At 44.4% G+C, this 17,268-nt stretch carries 17 protein-coding genes; 12 read left to right on the top strand and 5 right to left on the bottom strand.

Going from position 1 to position 17,268, the window contains the following annotated elements; translation table 11 throughout:
* The first annotated feature begins 2 nt into the window (after positions 1-2).
* The gene (locus EIZ58_RS25885) at positions 3-752 is read left to right on the top strand and encodes a phytanoyl-CoA dioxygenase family protein (RefSeq protein WP_134703867.1); all 750 of its coding nucleotides are present in this window, start codon (positions 3-5) and stop codon (positions 750-752) included.
* Positions 753-851: 99 nt separating this feature from the next.
* On the top strand, positions 852-1,520 hold the full coding sequence (locus tag EIZ58_RS25880) for a cyclase family protein (protein ID WP_134703866.1): 669 nt from the start codon (positions 852-854) through the stop codon (positions 1,518-1,520).
* Between the two features lie 91 nt (positions 1,521-1,611).
* Here the strand turns inward: EIZ58_RS25880 and EIZ58_RS25875 are convergent, their stop codons facing one another.
* Positions 1,612-2,349, bottom strand: coding sequence for an alpha/beta hydrolase family protein (locus EIZ58_RS25875; protein ID WP_134703865.1), 738 nt, complete (start codon positions 2,347-2,349; stop codon positions 1,612-1,614).
* Between the two features lie 154 nt (positions 2,350-2,503).
* Between EIZ58_RS25875 and EIZ58_RS25870 the strand changes: the two genes are divergently transcribed.
* Complete coding sequence (locus EIZ58_RS25870; RefSeq protein ID WP_134703864.1) at positions 2,504-3,316, top strand: AraC family transcriptional regulator; 813 nt, start codon at positions 2,504-2,506, stop codon at positions 3,314-3,316.
* A 311-nt stretch (positions 3,317-3,627) separates the two neighbouring features.
* Positions 3,628-4,884 (top strand): sensor histidine kinase, encoded by a 1,257-nt coding sequence (locus EIZ58_RS25865; protein ID WP_134703863.1) that lies wholly within the window; start codon positions 3,628-3,630, stop codon positions 4,882-4,884.
* 382 nt (positions 4,885-5,266) lie between these two features.
* On the opposite strand, the gene EIZ58_RS25860 is transcribed toward EIZ58_RS25865, so the two are convergent.
* A complete protein-coding gene (locus EIZ58_RS25860; protein WP_134703862.1) occupies positions 5,267-6,208 on the bottom strand; it encodes a selenium metabolism-associated LysR family transcriptional regulator in 942 nt (313 codons plus the stop codon).
* A gap of 18 nt (positions 6,209-6,226) precedes the next feature.
* Complete coding sequence (locus EIZ58_RS25855) at positions 6,227-7,243, bottom strand: YeiH family protein (RefSeq protein ID WP_134703883.1); 1,017 nt, start codon at positions 7,241-7,243, stop codon at positions 6,227-6,229.
* A gap of 298 nt (positions 7,244-7,541) precedes the next feature.
* Between EIZ58_RS25855 and EIZ58_RS25850 the strand changes: the two genes are divergently transcribed.
* The 8 genes from EIZ58_RS25850 to EIZ58_RS25815 all read left to right on the top strand — a co-directional run bounded on the left by EIZ58_RS25850 (position 7,542) and on the right by EIZ58_RS25815 (position 14,838).
* Complete coding sequence (locus tag EIZ58_RS25850) at positions 7,542-7,835, top strand: UxaA family hydrolase (RefSeq protein ID WP_134703861.1); 294 nt, start codon at positions 7,542-7,544, stop codon at positions 7,833-7,835.
* Between the two features lie 74 nt (positions 7,836-7,909).
* Positions 7,910-9,061, top strand: coding sequence for a UxaA family hydrolase (locus EIZ58_RS25845; protein ID WP_134703860.1), 1,152 nt, complete (start codon positions 7,910-7,912; stop codon positions 9,059-9,061).
* 77 nt (positions 9,062-9,138) lie between these two features.
* Positions 9,139-10,086: a hydroxyacid dehydrogenase gene (locus tag EIZ58_RS25840; RefSeq protein WP_134703859.1), complete on the top strand. Its 948-nt coding sequence runs from the start codon at positions 9,139-9,141 to the stop codon at positions 10,084-10,086.
* 17 nt (positions 10,087-10,103) lie between these two features.
* Complete coding sequence (locus EIZ58_RS25835) at positions 10,104-10,832, top strand: FadR/GntR family transcriptional regulator (RefSeq protein WP_134703858.1); 729 nt, start codon at positions 10,104-10,106, stop codon at positions 10,830-10,832.
* The gene (locus EIZ58_RS25830) at positions 10,807-11,874 is read left to right on the top strand and encodes an Ldh family oxidoreductase (protein WP_240689422.1); all 1,068 of its coding nucleotides are present in this window, start codon (positions 10,807-10,809) and stop codon (positions 11,872-11,874) included. Before EIZ58_RS25835 ends, EIZ58_RS25830 begins: the two co-directional genes overlap by 26 nt.
* An 18-nt stretch (positions 11,875-11,892) precedes the next feature.
* Positions 11,893-12,924 carry a TRAP transporter substrate-binding protein gene (locus EIZ58_RS25825; protein ID WP_167577977.1) on the top strand — a complete coding sequence of 344 codons (1,032 nt, stop codon included), beginning with the start codon at positions 11,893-11,895 and terminating at the stop codon, positions 12,922-12,924.
* A gap of 38 nt (positions 12,925-12,962) precedes the next feature.
* Positions 12,963-13,538 carry a TRAP transporter small permease gene (locus EIZ58_RS25820; RefSeq protein ID WP_134703856.1) on the top strand — a complete coding sequence of 192 codons (576 nt, stop codon included), beginning with the start codon at positions 12,963-12,965 and terminating at the stop codon, positions 13,536-13,538.
* Positions 13,539-13,554: 16 nt separating this feature from the next.
* Positions 13,555-14,838, top strand: coding sequence for a TRAP transporter large permease (locus EIZ58_RS25815; protein ID WP_134703855.1), 1,284 nt, complete (start codon positions 13,555-13,557; stop codon positions 14,836-14,838).
* A gap of 50 nt (positions 14,839-14,888) precedes the next feature.
* Here the strand turns inward: EIZ58_RS25815 and EIZ58_RS25810 are convergent, their stop codons facing one another.
* Entirely contained in the window at positions 14,889-15,587 is a 699-nt protein-coding gene (locus tag EIZ58_RS25810; RefSeq protein WP_134703854.1) for a FadR/GntR family transcriptional regulator, read from the bottom strand.
* A 216-nt stretch (positions 15,588-15,803) separates the two neighbouring features.
* Positions 15,804-17,180 (bottom strand): sigma-54 interaction domain-containing protein, encoded by a 1,377-nt coding sequence (locus EIZ58_RS25805; RefSeq protein ID WP_134703853.1) that lies wholly within the window; start codon positions 17,178-17,180, stop codon positions 15,804-15,806.
* Positions 17,181-17,268: the final 88 nt, after the last annotated feature.

Raw genomic sequence — 17,268 nt, 5'->3', positions numbered from 1 at the left:
AGATGAATTATTGGAACGAGGAAGCTCAGCGTTGCTTAGATGAACAGGGGTATGTGATTTTTGAAAATCTTGTAGACGAGGAAACGGTCGCCCATTTGCGCCAAAAGGTGCTCGAATTGCAGAAAAGAGAAACCGAAGTCAACGGAAGCAGGAATCCAAGGATTTGGAACTTGCTGAATAAAGGATCTGAATTTGGTGAACTCATCCAACATCCAGATGTATTATCGGCCATGAGGTATCTGTTGGGCGAGGAAGCCGTGCTCAGCAGCTGGTCTGCCAATATCATACACTCCGAAGACCCAATTGGCTTTCTTCACGTGGACGTGCCGCTGATGGAATTCCCGGAACCGCTGCCGGACATGGCCTTGACGGCGAATAGCGTCTGGCTGTTAGACGACTTTACCGAGGAAAATGGGGCAACCCACGTCTTGCCTGGCAGCCACCGCTCTTTAAAAAAGCCGAAGCCGGGCGAAGAACAAAGGCCAGACTTGGTTAAACTGGTCGCTCCTAAAGGTTCGGTCATCATCTTTAATGGTTCTTTGTGGCATGGAAGCGGAAAAAATCAAACAGGGCTGGAAAGGGTTGGACTATTAGGTTATTTTTGCCGCCCTTATATTCGGCCGATGGAAGATTGGCAGCGAATCGTGGAGAAAGAAGCGATTGAAGGCTCAAGCTCCGTGCTACAAAAAATAATGGGCGTTGGACACGGGGTTCGACCTGGTTCACTGATCGGACATTCTAAAATTGGATAATTTGTACAAAAAGCTGCCATTTCATGAATGGCAGCTTTTTAGAAAGAGTTAGATGATCGAATGGCTCAAGAAGAAATCGTGAATAGAGGAGGAGTTAACATGTTGAAGCGCATCTCTTATTCGATGACGGACAAGGCCCCTGGCTGGCCAGGTAACCCCACCGTTAAAGTGGAACCGCACTCGCTCATTTCAGAAGGTGAGGTCGCCAACGGATTCCAAGTGACCTTTTTCAACCATTTCGGATCCCACATGGATGGCCCCAAGCACTTTAATGATGAAGGCCCAAGGCTGCCCGAATTGCCGATCGAAAACTTCTTCTATAAGCGCCCGCTTTTAGTCGATATTCCCAAAGGCTTCAAGGAGCTGGTGCGAGCGGATGATCTGAAGTCGTATGAAGAGCAAATCAGGGATGCCGATGTCTTGCTTATCCGAAGCGGATTCTCTACTACCCGCAAGGAGGATGCTGACAGATATGCAAGTGAAGGGCCAGGCGTCAGTGCAGAGGCCTGCCAATACTTAATCGATGAATTTCCGCAATTAAAAGCAATAGGCATGGATTGGATCTCTCTTGCCTCCTATGCTCATCTAGAGGACGGAATTCTCGCACACCAGTATCTATTGGGCAAGTTTCATAATCGGTTTATCTGTATCATCGAAGATTTGAATTTTGAAGGGCTTCCTGCTGGCAGGCTGAAAAGCATGTGTTCGATCCCTCTGTTTATTGAAGGGATAGATAGTTCGCCGGTTACGGTTGTTGTTGAAATTTAGCATAGAAAGCACCTATCCGCTCGGGAAGGTGCTTATGCTTTTGGCTGTGTGCACAAATAAAAACCCGAGAATCAGGAATTATCAGGCTTCTCTATTCCTGTTCAAGGAAAAATTGAATGGACGCCTCCAGCATCCTTGGGACAAATTCATGCGAAACCCCATTGAGCTTCACCACATCTAACCTTTCAGGTGTGTGTTTGTAACTCCCCTGTCGAAGCACATCCACAAAACGTTCGGCCCCATCAGGCGGAACCTGACCATCCTCCGCTCCGCAAAAGAAGCGAATCGAAGGCAAATGTTGATACCTGTGGAGATTGGATAAGGGGTTGCATCGATGGTAACAATGCCAGGCATAGGTATCTGCCTCTCCTTGCGGCTCCCAGCTGCCAGGACGAAGCCAATCCGGTGTAGCAATGCTAGCTGCTACCTTGCTGATCCTTTTATCCAGCCCCGCAGAAACAACGGAGATATCACCGCCCATGGAAATTCCACCGACCATAATGGGAGCCTTAGATGGAAAGGTTTCGCTGATCCAGTCAATGATTCGGCTCATTTCTTCAGACGTGATAGCAAGGATGGGCCAGAAATACCTGCGAAGATTTCCTTTGATTCTGCCTCTTAATTCATCATGATCCATCAATAAACGCTCTCCATGTTCATGAGGATCAAAGCTGAACGCCAATAATCCGTTATCGGCCATCGTTTCCAAGTACGGGATCATTTTTTCTTTATTTCCTGAAAATCCTGTTAACCAAATGACTACACCTTGGATATCCTGTTTGGGTTCTCGCCAAATGACGGGAATATGATCTACCTTTTTATAATTCAATGGAAACTCTCCTTTTATCGTATTTAAAACCTAGCTCCGGCAGCTTTCTGATATAGCATTCTATTATTTAGTAATTTTACTAGAAGGAAAAAGGATTTTATTTAGCAGATCTTTTTGTTTTTTTTAGCAAAAATTGCTTCAGGGAGGGATCTTTATGAATCAAATTGAGTTCATTACACCTTTTGTCCGAGACGCTAAATATGGATTCGCCCCGAATGATGGGGTATTAAAAGAAAGAGTGATCTTTGATTTTGAGATCCTGTACCTCAAACAAGGTAAGCTGAAGGTCATCGTTGAAGGAAAAGAATATACTGGAGAACCTGGAGACATTTTTTTCTTTCGGCCTAATATCAAACATTCGATCCAATCCATCAGTAAAATGAAGGTGCATCAACTCTATGTTCATTTCGGTCTGTTTAGCAGTGAAGAGAGGGCATTTTTTCGAAAAGATATTTTACAAGGTGATTTATTTATTCCTGAACACATCCGATTAAACAACTCGCTTCCTTTTGAAAATAAATTGCTGGACCTCATTCATGAATTCGATAAAAAAATCCCGCATTACGAGCTGCAGGTCAAAGCTAAGGTTACCGAACTGCTTGTCTATTTATGGCGGGAGTTTCACTGGAAAAAAACAAATATGGATCCAAACTACGAGACTTTATTGAAAGTAAAAGAATTTTTAAATGATAATTTTGCGAACAAAGTAACATTAAATGAGCTCGTAGATATTGCAAATATCAGCAAATACCACTTAATCTGTTTATTCAAAAAAACATTCGGCTACACACCTATGCACTATCACCAAATCGTAAGAATTGAAAAAGCGAAGGAACTGATCCGCCATACCAACTATTCATTATCCCAAATTGCGAGTGAATTAGGCTTTGAAACCATTCATTCTTTTAGTCGAAGTTTCAAGAAAATAGACGGGAATCCGCCATCTTTTTATAGGAAGAAGGTTTAGTAAGAGGATAACGAGCCGACAGGTTACTGACAAGGGACAATCCCGGTGTAGACCGCGCGGAAGCAGCGCCTATGTATATGCTTTACAAGATGCTGAAGTAACAACTACTAAATACAACACGTGCTACTAGCGTGATGAGGGCGTCCCCGGAAATTGCTTTTCAAGGGAGCCCTCTTTTTTTGTTTATTTTAGGAGTAAAGGCATGTCCGAGAAGGAAGAGTTGCTAGATTTGTCGAATATATCTGACAAAGGGGAATCGACAAAACTCGGGGAGTGACAGGCACTCTCCGAAAACGCGGGGGTAATAAAACATGGTGGTTTATCTGAAGGATTTTCTGCTTAATATTTTCTTGATTTTCTCTCCACTGGTATTTTATCCGTATATAAAAAGAGCACAGAACAATATCATCCTTTATAAATCCTTCCTCTATCTCTTTTTCGCGTTGGCCATTATTACTACGATGTTTTTCCCGATTAGTGTTAACGGACTCACCTATGATTTGCGGTCGATTCCCCTCGTGGTTGGTTCTCTATACGGTGGGCCGGTGGTTTCGCTGCTCTTGTTTGGTACACTGGTTTTATGCCGCTTTCTGTTGGGGAATGCGCACCAGTGGTTTTATATCGTCTCTATTTTGCCGACGGTGTTCGTTGTTCTCTTGGCTGTAAGAAGCTTTAGCCATTTAAAGCTGTATCAGAAAATGCTGGTTGCGGTCATGCTCTGTACGTTTATGAAGCTGATTATCTTTATTTCCTTTCTCGCCTATACGCAAAGCCTGCACTTGTTTACCGATAATCTGTTAGAAAATATCCGGACCTACCTCATACAGGGGATAATTATTGCTTTATATGTTTACTTAATTGAATTGGTCAATCGGTATTTCCGGCTGGAGGAGGAGGTGTTTAAAGGGGAGAAAGCAAGGATCGTGAGCGATATGGCGGCTTCTGTTGCCCATGAGATCCGAAATCCCCTTACAGCCGTGAAAGGGTTTATTCAACTCCTTGCAGATCCGGATATCCATGAAGAGAAGAGGAGGTTTTTCCAAAAGATATGCTTAGATGAGCTGAATCGCGCAGAGAGGATTATTTCAGACTATCTTTCCATCGCCAAACCGGATTTAGAGATCGTTGAAAGAATGAACCTGAATGAGGAAATCAGCCAAATCTCTAGTATTTTAGTTACGTATGCGAATTACAATAATGTACAAATCGATTTGATTCTTTCCCAAGACGATGAGGTCTACATGATGGGGGATAAGTACAAATTTCGGCAGGCGCTCATTAATATTGGAAAAAATGCCATTGAAGCCATGCACAATGGCGGTCTTTTAGAAATCAAAGTTAGCAAGGAAAACGGATGGGCTTCCATCACGATTAGCGATACGGGGGTGGGGATGACGACGAGTCAAATCAATCGCTTGGGAACCCCATATTACTCCACGAAGGAAAAAGGAACGGGACTTGGGACCATGGTTTCTTTTCAAATTATTAAAAAGATGCAGGGGAAAATCGATATTACGAGTAAGCTGGGCAAAGGAACTCAATTTATCTTGCGATTTCCGAGTGTATAAGGGGGAAGGGTCTCAGTCTACTTAAATAAGCCGAACTTCCCCCAGGGAGTTCGGCTTAAGTTATTCTTTGCTGCACGGCAAGAACAAAACCCAAAAACTAATGTGAATATTTAAAATTGACAAACCCAAAAACACATAGTACACTATCCTTAGTACTTAACTCGGAAATAAAAAGGAGAGGGCTCTCTTGATTATCTCAAAACAAAATGTCATCCCCCTAAATAACACTCACGCGCATCCCTTTACACTGCTTAAGAAGTGGGCTTTTACGATTGTAACTTGCATGTTTGAAGACAAAACCATAAATCAGATAAAAAACGAGTTGAAATAAAGATTCCGTAGTCCGTCAGAGACAGACCACGGAACACTTTATCACGCGCTATTAGATTGAGTATTCTATACTTCGTATGGAGGATCTAGAGGTTTCGTAGGTCTTCAGAATAAGGTCTAAGAAGGCATCGGCAGGGACGGAAGTAGGTTTATTCTTCTCATAAACCGCAAAGAAATTGCGGAGTAGGGAGATCCCCTGGATACGGATTGTTCGGAGGGAGCCTAATGCAAGCTCTTTTTGGATAGAGGATCGAGAAATAATGGATAAGGCCATACCGGACTCAACCGTAGCTTTAATGGATTCGGTGTTTCCGAGTTCTAGCACCACGTTTAATTTACCGGGATTAAGGTCATGTTTGCGAAGAGTTTTCTCGATGACTTGTCGAGTTCCGGACCCCGGTTCTCTCAATATTAGCGGCAAGGAGAACAGCTCTTCCGGACTGATGGCATTGCGCTCGCCAATAAGCGGATGGACTTCCCATGCGGAAGAGATAAGAATGAGTTCATCTTCCATGAAGGGAAGATGAACTAATTCCGAGTGATAGATAGGGGATTCAATAAAACCTAGATCAATGTCTTGATTTTTTAATAATTGAATGATCTGAGTAGAATTATAGATATCCATGTTGAGATTTACGCCGGGAAACTCTCTGCTATACTTACCAATCATAGGAGGGAGAATCGATTCGCCAATGGTCAGACTGGCTCCAATATTCAGATTTCCTTGGATGGATTCGGATAGTAGAGCGATTTCCTTTTTTGCCAGGTTCTCTAATTCAATAATCTTCTCCGCGAACTGAAAAAGTAATTTGCCAGGTTTGGTTAGCTTGATATTTTTAGTTGTTCTCTCAAATAATCTCGTATCTAAAACGGACTCCAGCTGCTGAATCTGTAAACTGACCGTTGGTTGTGAGAGGTGCAGAGATTTCGCAGTTTCTGAGAAGTTTTTCTTCATTGCTGCTACGTAAAAAACTTTGAGATGGTCTAAGTTCATGATTCCCCTCCATCGAATTTATACCAGCTTGAGAAGTAAAGGGCTTATGGCCGTTAAGGCGATGAAGCCGATGATCCCCACGATTACCGCTTTGTAACCTACCTTTTTAAAATCTCCAAAATTAATACTCAATCCCAAACCAGCCATCGCCATGGAAAGCAGGAAAACGCTTAAAGCGATGAACATCTGCGTCACGGTGCTAGACAAGAAACCCAGGGTATTAACCAAGCACATACCGAGGAAACCAAAGATAAACCAAGGAATGGGGAGATCTTTGAATCCTCTTTTTTTGCTTTCTTCTTGATCTTTAGAGGTGAAAAGATAGCCTAAGATCATCGCCACAGGGATCAGCAGTGCAACTCTCCCCAATTTAACAAGAATAGCGATCTCCCCGCTTGCATCTCCTCCAGGAATCGCGGCTGCAATTACATGAGCTAGCTCATGTAGCGTAGCCCCTACTAGCACGCCATACTGATAAGAATCCAAACCCAGAACCGGATAAAGTACGGTGTAAATAATGGTCCCTATAGTCCCAAGAATCGCAATACAGGCTACAGATACCGCGACAAACTCCTTTTTGGCTTTAATCAAGGGAGCTACGGCCACGATCGCAGCTGCACCGCAAACCGCTGTTCCCACCGCGATGAGAGCGGACAGATATTTATCCACGGATAGAACCTTTCCTAGATAGATCATGAGGGTCAGGGTAAAGGCAATCACGATGATGTCAACAAGGACGACCGAAAAGCCAGCTTCCACTATTTGTGAAAAGTTCAGCCGCAATCCCATTAAGATAATGCCTGCCCGGAGTAAGATCTTACTACTAAAGGTGATGCCAGCGCTGGCATCGGCAGGGACTTGCATGAGAGCCTTCCAGCTCATGCCCAGAATAATGGAGATAATCATAATCCCCATGATAGAGAAGAAGGGGAGTCGAGCGATATTGCCAGCTAGTAGAGCTAAAACTAGGGTGAGAATCACTCCTTTTAAGAAGCCTAGATTCTTATTTTCCTTTTTGGGGTCTGACTTAGGCATGGGATGAATCAAAGAGCTTGCTGACCTAACCTTATCTAAATGGGGTAATGACATTCTTTTCTCCTCCTTGGATAGTGGTTGTTTTGTCTTAACGATATCACAAGGAGGGGTCTGGGAATTATTAGAATAATTTAGCCCACTTATTGCATTTTACAATAAATTAAAATAGTTGAAAAGTGTTGAATATTATAAAATTACGTGTTTTAATATGTTCATGAGCGATTGGTTGGGTCACTTAACCATAAGTCCTCCAACCAATGAACCAAAAAAATAAATGAAAGATTGAGGAGGAGTATCGATGGCACACAAATTTCTTGTACATCATGTAGGGGATCATGTAGGGGTAGCGGTGGAAGATATCCAAGCGGGTGAGAAGGTTGAAGGCGTTATCATGGAGAATGATTTCTCTATTTTTGTAGAAGCAAAGAGTTTTATTCCACTAGGTCATAAGATTGGGTTAGCGGATCTCAAGACAGGGGAGAAGGTAATGGAATACCGTATTCCGATCGGTGTTACGACCCAAGACATTGTACCGGGTGACTATGTACATACGCATAACTTGAAGACGGCTAGATGGGATTATAAGAAATAGTGATCGAAGCAGGCTTCAGATTTGTACATTTCAGATTTTAAATAAAACTATTAAAATATAAGAGGTGGATATATATGTCAGCGATTTTTGGATACAGACGTGAGAATGGTAGAGTAGGAATTCGCAATCATGTAGTGATTATGCCAGTAGATGATATCTCGAATGCAGCCGCAGAGGCGGTGGCTAAGGTAGTACCTGGAACGTTAGCAATTCCCCATGCTTATGGCCGCTTGCAGTATGGTCCGGATTTAGAGTTACACTTTAGAACGATTATTGGAAATTGCGCTAACCCCAATGTGGCTGCAGTTGTGGTCATTGGAATTGAGCCTATCTGGACCCAACGAATTGTAGATGGTATTGCGAAAACCGGAAAACCTGTCGCTGGTTTCTCCATTGAGCGTCATGGTGACTTCGCTACGATCGAAAAAGCCTCCAGAGTAGCGAAAGAATTCCTGCAGCGAGCTTCTGAATTACAACGTGTCCCTGTAGACTTGTCTGAAATTATGGTCAGTATTAAATGTGGGGAGTCGGATACCACTACTGGATTAGCCTCTTGCCCTACGGTCGGAAATGTGGTGGATCGCTTGGTTGATGCCGGCGGAACGGTCCTATTCGGGGAAACGTCGGAGCTCACGGGCGGAGAGCACTTGATCGCTGCACGCTGCGCAACCCCTGCGGTTGGGGATAAGTTCTATAATATCTATAACGATTATATTGGAGAGATTGAATCGAAAGGCGTTGACCTACTGGGCAGTCAGCCTACGGAAGGGAATGTGCGCGGCGGGTTGACCACGATTGAAGAAAAGGCTCTAGGCAACATTGAAAAAACTGGAACGAAGCCTGTGGTGGATGCACTTGAACCAGCGATGGCCCCCACGGTGAAGGGATTGAATTTCATGGACACCTCGTCAGCCGCAGCAGAATGTATTACTTTAATGGCCGCGGGTGGTGCTGTTGTTCACTTCTTCCCAACCGGTCAAGGGAATATCATTGGTAACCCCATTGAACCCGTAATCAAGATTACGGCGAACCCGATTACCGTAGCCACTATGTCTGAACACGTGGATGTGGATGTATCAGGTCTCCTTCGCAGAGAGTTAAATCTTCAACAAGCCGGTGATCTTTTAATGGAGATGCTGATTCGTACGATCAACGGAAGATTGACTGCGGCAGAAGCCTTAGGTCATCGTGAGTTTTCTCTCACCAAGCTTTATCGAAGCGCATAAGGACAAGAACCTCAAAAATAGGGAGGTAAGGGAAACTAAACGCCCTTACCTCAACACTTCATGGGTGGGGGATGAATATGAAGGTACTAATTACAGAGCTGATCTGGCCCGTTGGAATTGATCGGTTATCCAGTGTTGCTCATGTGGAATACGATCCAACGTTATGGAATGATCGTGAAGCTTTGCTAGAAAAGGTAAAAGATGTGGATGCACTTATCGTAAGAAATCAAACGAGGGTAGATGACATCCTGCTGCAATCGGCTAAGAATTTAAAAGTAGTAGGGCGTCTGGGGGTAGGATTAGATAATATCGACCTGAAGATTGCCAAGCTATTAAAGGTTGACGTTGTATATGGAAGGAATGCCAATGCGATCTCCGTTGCGGAGTATGTCATGTCGGCTATGCTTGAAGCGAATCGACCGCTTTTTCAGGCTAACCAGGATGTAAAAAAAGGCAATTGGGACCGTAAGCGCTTTACCGGTTTTGAACTATATGGCAAGACTCTAGGTGTAGTCGGGATGGGGGAAATTGCGCATCGCCTGGCTAAAAGAGCAAAGGCTTTTGGCATGCATGTCGTTGGTTATGACCCCTTTATGACTCCCTATGACTTCCCAACCGCTGAAACCGGCATTGAAGCTGTGTCTTTTAGTGAATTACTTTCCCATTCTGACTTTATTAGTATTCATGTTCCACTTACACCACAAACGCGCTCCATGTTTTCTAGCGATCAATTTCAAATGATGAAGGAGACTGCCTATATCATTAACACCGCTAGAGGAGGGATTATCGACGAGGGAGCTCTACTTCATGCTGTAAACTCGAATTGGATCATGGGTGCTTTCCTCGATGTATTAGAGCAGGAGCCGATTGATCCCAACCATCCTCTTTTACAGAACGACAACATCGTTATTACTCCACATGTAGCCGGTTTAACCGATGAATCCCAAGTAAGGACTTCTATATTAGTAGCCGAAGAAGTGATCAAAATTTTGCAGGGACAATCGGCTCTTTGTGTTGTCCGCTAGCGGCTAGGGGTGCTGACGTGTTCGATACATTCAAAGTGGATAGGAAAAGCATTTCGGATGAAGTGGTACAGTATATTAAGGATCTTATCCATCAGGATAAGTTTTCGCCAGGAGAAAAGATTCCCGGTGAGAGAGAGATGGCGAAAAAGATCAATGTCAGCCGAAATACGGTCCGAGAAGCATACAAGATCTTAGGAGCACAAGGCTACCTTACGATTAAGCACGGGCAAGGGGTTTTCATCTCGGATGAAGAGTCTCAGATTCGAAACCTCACCTCTTCTTTTTTTATAAAGAAAGACGATGTACTGGAACTGTTCGCAATAAGGAAGGTATTAGAGTCGCAAGCGGTCATCTGGGCGATGGAGAATCCTCGTCTGGATCACCATCGTGAATTGAAAAATATCCTGGAGGACAATAAGACGGCCCTCAAAAATAAAGCGAGCTACGAGGAATTGGCTCTTCTCGATCAAAAATTTCACCTGGCGTTATGCAGAATGTCTGGAAATACCATCCTCATTCGTATTATGATAAATTTAATAGATTTACTTTCTGAAGTGAGGACTCAAACGATACAGATTCCGGGACGTTCCGAACAATCCTTGAAGGAGCATATTCTTATTGTGGAGGCCATGATTACAAGAGATAAGAAACGAGCCAAGCAACTGATACTTGAACATCTAAGTAGTGTAGAGGAATCGATAATAAAATATCAAGTTAAGGATGGAAAAGATAATGCCCTTGTATAATCCACTCGATATGAAGAGGTTTAGCCAACAAGTGTTTGAAAAGCTTGGAGCCTGTCCTGAAGACGCTTACATAGCAGCGGATGCCTTAGTCAGGGCCAATCTAGAAGGGGTAGATAGTCACGGGATCAGTCGATTAGCGATCTATGCGAGGCGGATGAAGGAAGGAAGAATTCAGGCTGCTCCTCACATTTCAGTCGAAAAAAAGGGAGAGTCTGTCCTATTAGTGGACGGGGATCATGGCCTAGGACAAATCGTGGCCGCCCATAGCGTGAAGGCAGGAATGGAACTGGCGAAGAAAACGGGATTAGCGGCTGTTGCCGTCCGCAACAGCAACCATTTCGGAACAGCTTCCTACTTTTGCCAGATGGCCTGTGAGCAGGGGCTGGGGATCATGGCTTTCACCAACTCGCCACCCGGCATTGCACCATGGGGAGGCAAAAAGGCCTTTTTTGGAACCAACCCGATTGCGTTTGGATTTCCTACAGGTACGGATACACCCGTGATTATTGACATGTCCACCAGTGTCGTGGCCAGAGGGAAGATCATCCTAGCAGCGAAGCAAGGCCAGTCCATACCGAATGGGTGGGCGATGAACGAGCAGGGGGTGGAAACACAGGATGCTCAAGAAGCTTTACGTGGGGCCGTTTTACCATTGGGCGGGGCCAAGGGATATGCTCTTGCACTAGCGATTGAGATTTTAACAGGTGTGCTTTCGGGAGCTGCTTTTGGGCCGCATGTCAAGAACATGTATGATGAGCATGATGAGAAATCCAATATCGGTCATTTCTTTATCCTTTTTGATATTGAGAAGTTTATGGACTTGAGTCATTTTAAGCTGCTAATCGATCAGTTTCTTGAGGAAGTAAAGTCGGTTCCCAAGGCTGAAGGGGTGGATGAAATCCTATACCCGGGGGAACGAAGATCCAAGGAGTACAGAAGACGATTAGATACGGGCATAGCTTTATCCGAGGAAGTAGAAAAGGAATTGCGGCTATTGGGAGAAGAACTAGAGTTATACTTGCCGGCTACCATTTTAATCTAAAGAGAAGGGGATTCATAAATGATAAAACGTTCGTTTTTAGGAGTCTTGGCTATTTCTCTCATGGTTGCGATTACAGGATGCGGCGGGTCCGACCAGCCCACAGCCACTAGCGGTACAAGCGGTACGAGTGCACCAAGTACGGAATTCACGTTTAAATTGGGCCATCTTCAAGGGGGAGACCACCCTTATCAAAAAGGAGCCGAAAAGTTTAAAGATTTGGTGGAGCAGAATTCGAACGGGAGAATCAAAGTGGATATCTTCCCAAGCAGCCAACTAGGGAATGGACGCGACCAAATTGAAGGGTTACAGATGGGCAGCATTCAGCTGCATGTGGGTTCGGTGGCGCCTGTAGCCAACTTTGCCCCGAAAATGAATGTTTTAAGTATGCCTTATTTATTTGATAGCCGAGAACATGCGGTGAAAGTATTGGATGGGGAAATCGGAGCGGAATTGTCCAAGGACTTAGAATCCAAAGGCATTGTCAACCTAGCTTTCTGGGAGAATGGTTACCGTCACATGACGAATAATACGCGGCCGATTAAATCCGCTAACGATGCAGCGGGTCTGAAGGTTCGTGTCCAAGAGTCTCCGGTCTATATCTCGATGATTAAAGCCTTAGGCTCCACTCCAACCCCGATTCCGTTTGGCGAGTTGTATACGGCGATGGAGCAAAAGGTGGTAGATAGCCAGGAAAATCCTCTGGCTCAGATTGCTACCAATAAGTTTAATGAAGTACAGAAGCATCTGACTTTAACTGCCCATACGTACGACGCCGCTGTCTTTTTGATGAGCAAGATGGCATTAGATAAGCTTCCCGCGGATCTTCAGCAGGTAGTAAAGGATGCAGCGATGGAAGCAGGGGCTTATGAGCGTGAGGTTTCTAAGGAGTCTGAATCGAAATTTTTACAACAGTTAAAGGACAGCGGAATGGCAGTGGAGGAAAAACCTGACCTGGACTCTTTCCGTCAAGCGGTGGTGCCCGTGTATGAAGAGCTCCAAGATCAATATGGCGGAAAAGAGCTGATTGATAGGATTAAAAATATGAAATAAAGGGAAGGCTGCCCTTCCCTTTTTTTAGGAGGAATGACATGAAGGCGCTTCATTTCATTAGTCATTGGACCGATCAGGCTTGCAGGTATGTGATGGTGCTCTTCATGGGATTAGCCTTTATTTGCACCATTTATCAAGTATTTTCCCGTTATGTCTTGCAGAGCTCTTTTGTCATGAGTCTGATGTCCGGAGCCAATCTTGCCGGCTTCAATTTTCCCTGGATGGAAGAGCTCATCCGTTATTTGTTTGTTTGGGTTGTTTTTCTTGGCGTCGCTACGGTTTATAAGTTGAAAGGGCATGCTCATGTGGAGATAGTGATTAATTTCTTGCCTAAGGTTTGGAAGCGCCGTTTTGCCATTCTTGTGGAAGCCATCAATGTGGTGTTTTTTGCGCTGCTTTTCATCAAAGGGCTAGAAATGCTCAAGATTACGAATGGTCAATTATCTCCTTCTCTTCAATTAAATATGGCTTATATGTACACAGCCATTGTCGCTTGTTCCTTGATTTGTTTCGTTCATGCCGTTTCTTTTCTCTTACAAGATCTAGGGGTGAATCGGGTGAAGAAAGAAGCAGGAAAGCATGCGGCTCCCGTACAACCGGAGACGATCGGGTAAAGGAGGGATGAATTAAATGATTCTGGCAGTTACGTCTATCTTATTTGCTTTTATGCTGATTGGGGTCCCCATTGCGATTGCCTTATCTCTCGCTGCTGTTTATGGGTTAACGTTTAGCGATGGATTCATTCCTTTAACTGTGGTTGTCCAACGTTTTTTCACCGCGGTGGATTCGTTTCCCTTACTTGCGATTCCTTTCTTTATGCTAGCTGGGGAGCTCATGATGGTAGGGACCATGGCCCAACGGATCACCAATGTCGCTTTTGCCTGTGTCGGGTGGTTGCGTGGAGGTCTAGCGCAAGTATCTACGTTAGCTAGTATGTTCTTTGCGGGAATATCGGGTTCAGGAGCAGCGGATACCGCCGCCGTGGGGAAGATGCTGATTCCTGCGATGGAGAAGAAAGGCTATGACAAAGGGTTTGCTGCATCAACCGTTGCGACAGCGGGTACGATCGCCGTCGTAATTCCCCCCAGTATACCCATGATCGTCTATGGGGTTACAGCGGGTGTCTCGATCGGTGCGTTATTTACAGCGGGGATTATCCCAGGCATTTTGATCGGTTTATCCATTATGTGCCTGAATTACTATACCGCTCGGAAGAAGGGGTACGATAGCGAAGGGGGAAAATTTGAGCTTATTACCCTGAGGAAGGCGTTAAAGGAAGGCATTTGGGCGTTATTGCTTCCTATTATTATCATTGTAGGAATTCGTACAGGGATATTTACGCCGACAGAGTCCGCCGCCATTGCAGCCGCTTACGCCTTAATCGTGGGTATGTTTGTCTATAAGGACTTGAAAATCAAGCATTTGCCGGAGGTATTCTTGCAAGCTGGTATTACCACGGCGATGGTGATCTTTATTATTGCCGCAGCCAACTTGTTTGGATGGTTGCTTACAGCCGAACAGGTTCCTCAAAAGCTGGCAGCCCTGATTATGAATTTAACCAACAACAAGTACTTTATCTTGTTGCTCATTAACATGGTTCTGTTTGTTGCCGGATGTTTCCTTAATGCCTCAGCCGCGATCACCATTCTTACCCCGCTGTTCCTGCCTTTGGTTATCAGTGTGGGGATTGATCCGGTATTCTTCGGGCTCGTGATGGTGGTCAACCTCGCGCTAGGATTAATCACGCCTCCGGTTGGACTCGATTTGTTTATCGTGCAAGGGATCGCCAATATCTCATTGGATCAGCTCGTAAGAGCAATACTGCCCTTTATCCTAGTACTTACGATTGATTTAATGCTGATTACTTATATTCCGCAAATATCGATGTGGTTGCCAAGTATACTGGGGCCTTAATAAGGAAGAAGACCTGTGAATCATCAGTTCGATGATCAACAGGTCTTCTTTTATTTTTCTTTAAGGGATAGGGACTGTTCTATGCTGGTTAGGTGTTCCTGCATATACTGACCTGCCTTTTGGATATCTTTTTCTTCCATGGCCTTTAAAATTTGCAGATGCTCATCTAAAGATTGTTTCGCTCGGCCGGGTATGAGTAAGGATTCATTTTGCATTTCGTTAATCATATCTACTAAATTCAGCATAATGCGCAACATAATTCTATTGCCTGACATCTGGGCAATGTGGATATGAAAATCCTGATCCAATGACTTCAATTCTTCATAGTTTCGATCTTTAATGAGGGTTTTCATATCGTCAAGAACATTGTGTAAATAACGGTAATCCTGTGGTGTTCCTCTTTGGGCGGCCCATTTAACAGCTTCCACCTCTAATACTTTCCGAATAGAAAGCAGGTCACGAACCTGATCCTCTTTCACAAATAACGATGCCGTTAACTTACGAATCTGCGATTCTTGATCGGCGACGAAAACCCCATTGCCATGCTTGATGATTAGGTAACCCTCTGCCTCTAGCATCTTATAGGCTTCACGGACCGTATTTCTGCTAACTTGAATTTGCCCAGCCATCTCCCGTTCACTCGGCAGTTTATCCCCGGGAGTGAGCTTTTCCTCATGGATTAATTGCTTAATATGTTCAATAACCGCACTTGAAACCGACTTTCGATCAACTTTCAGGGATTCGAACATAGGGTTTCCTTCGCTTTCTACTCAGTTTATTTCATTATACCTCTTCTTTCATTTATTCTGAATGATGAAATCTACAAATTTGTGAATCGGTTCTTGAGGAACGGCAGAACGTTTACGCATCATAACCAGATGCCGTGGCACACGGAAGGCAGAGCAGTTCGCAACGGCCAGCAGTCCGTATTTCAATTCCACTTTTTTACTATGAATCAATAGAACTCATCCTTCACTGTCAGAACAATACTTACGAATCAGTTTCGATGCTTTCGTTTGGCTGATATTCAGATCCATCGCCACTTTTCGTGAGCTTAGAAATTTTTTATAGGAATTGATGACCATCTCTTTTTCGAATTCTTCCAGGGCGACTTCTAGGGAGGAAGAATAGGAGCGGTGGGTTTTGGGCTTGGCGTTTTGAAGGATCATGTCGGGAAGATCGGATAGCTGGATGACCCCATCACTGGTGATGACCAGCCGTTCGATTACATTCTCCAGCTGGCGGACATTGCCTGGCCATTGGTGGTCTGAGAGGACTTCCAAGGCTTCCTGAGAGATGATCTGGCTGGATTGATATTTTTGGTTGAATTTGTTCAGAAAATAGTAGGTGAGCGGGATAATATCCTCTTTTCGTTCCCGCAAGGGGGGAAGCTTCAAGTCAATGACATTGAGACGATAAAAGAGGTCTTCCCTGAATTGCCGGTTTTCCACCATCTGCTGCAGGTTTTGATTGGTGGCGGCGATGATGCGGATATCGACTGTTTTTACCTCTCGGCCGCCAATCGGGAGGAATTGCCGCTCTTGAATCACCTGAAGCAATTTGGCTTGGACTTTTGGAGAAATCTCCCCAATTTCATCCAAGAAGAGGGTGCCTCCGTTTGCGGCTTCAATCAACCCTGTTTTCCCTCCCCGGTTCGCGCCGGTAAAAGCTCCCTGAGAATAGCCGAATAGTTCGGATTCCAGAAGGTCTTCCGGTATCGCGGCACAATTGAGGGCGAGGAAGGGTCCGCTTTTTCGTTGGCTCATTTTATGGATGTGGCTGGCGAGTAGGCTTTTGCCTGTTCCGGACTCCCCTTGAATCAGAATGGTGGTATCCACTCGAGCAACCTTATCGCAAAGTTTTAATAGCGCTTTCATCTTTTCGTTGTTGGTAATCATGTTGTTTGTGACAGGCTGAATCTCTTTGGCGGGTTCGCCCATATGCTCCTCTTCGGGATGATAGAGGGATTTAAAGGTTTGTTCATGTGAAGTGGTGACAATCAGTTCAATTTCATTCGTTTCCGCATGAAAAATGGGGATGGCCGTCGTCAGCAATTCTCCACCGATATACGTCGTTTGCTTGATGGTAACGGGTTTTTTCTCTTTGAGTACATAAGGGATAATGGAAGGACCCCAGTATCCTTTGGAGACAAATTCTCCATTGAGCCGGCCGATCACTTCGGAGGGCTTCAGGCCGTAATGCCTTTCGCACGTACGATTGACGTAAATGATGCGTCCTTCTTTATCGAGGACAAAAATTTCATCAGAAGAGTGATTGAGAATATTCATTAAAATCTCTGTGGTGATTTCTAATTCTTGATGGGTTTCGATCCTGTTTAACATATAGCCCCCGCCATTCTGAGTTAAAAGTAATTCATCTGAGTTGATTATAGTTCGAATTTTGAAATTTAAAAAGTGTTAATTATATAAA

The sequence above is a fragment of the Ammoniphilus sp. YIM 78166 genome (assembly GCF_004522215.1).
Classification (GTDB): domain Bacteria; phylum Bacillota; class Bacilli; order Aneurinibacillales; family RAOX-1; genus YIM-78166.
This window is presented reverse-complemented; position numbering and strand designations above follow the sequence as displayed.

Coding starts and splice junctions, on each gene's coding strand:
- EIZ58_RS25870 (WP_134703864.1), top strand. CDS start 2,504: ATGAATCAAATTGAGTTCATTACACCTTTTGTCCGAGACGCTAAATAT.
- EIZ58_RS25885 (WP_134703867.1), top strand. CDS start 3: ATGAATTATTGGAACGAGGAAGCTCAGCGTTGCTTAGATGAACAGGGG.
- EIZ58_RS25805 (WP_134703853.1), bottom strand. CDS start 17,180: ATGTTAAACAGGATCGAAACCCATCAAGAATTAGAAATCACCACAGAG.
- EIZ58_RS25865 (WP_134703863.1), top strand. CDS start 3,628: ATGGTGGTTTATCTGAAGGATTTTCTGCTTAATATTTTCTTGATTTTC.
- EIZ58_RS25850 (WP_134703861.1), top strand. CDS start 7,542: ATGGCACACAAATTTCTTGTACATCATGTAGGGGATCATGTAGGGGTA.
- EIZ58_RS25855 (WP_134703883.1), bottom strand. CDS start 7,243: ATGCCTAAGTCAGACCCCAAAAAGGAAAATAAGAATCTAGGCTTCTTA.
- EIZ58_RS25880 (WP_134703866.1), top strand. CDS start 852: ATGTTGAAGCGCATCTCTTATTCGATGACGGACAAGGCCCCTGGCTGG.
- EIZ58_RS25830 (WP_240689422.1), top strand. CDS start 10,807: ATGGAAAAGATAATGCCCTTGTATAATCCACTCGATATGAAGAGGTTT.
- EIZ58_RS25840 (WP_134703859.1), top strand. CDS start 9,139: ATGAAGGTACTAATTACAGAGCTGATCTGGCCCGTTGGAATTGATCGG.
- EIZ58_RS25860 (WP_134703862.1), bottom strand. CDS start 6,208: ATGAACTTAGACCATCTCAAAGTTTTTTACGTAGCAGCAATGAAGAAA.
- EIZ58_RS25810 (WP_134703854.1), bottom strand. CDS start 15,587: ATGTTCGAATCCCTGAAAGTTGATCGAAAGTCGGTTTCAAGTGCGGTT.
- EIZ58_RS25845 (WP_134703860.1), top strand. CDS start 7,910: ATGTCAGCGATTTTTGGATACAGACGTGAGAATGGTAGAGTAGGAATT.
- EIZ58_RS25820 (WP_134703856.1), top strand. CDS start 12,963: ATGAAGGCGCTTCATTTCATTAGTCATTGGACCGATCAGGCTTGCAGG.
- EIZ58_RS25825 (WP_167577977.1), top strand. CDS start 11,893: ATGATAAAACGTTCGTTTTTAGGAGTCTTGGCTATTTCTCTCATGGTT.
- EIZ58_RS25815 (WP_134703855.1), top strand. CDS start 13,555: ATGATTCTGGCAGTTACGTCTATCTTATTTGCTTTTATGCTGATTGGG.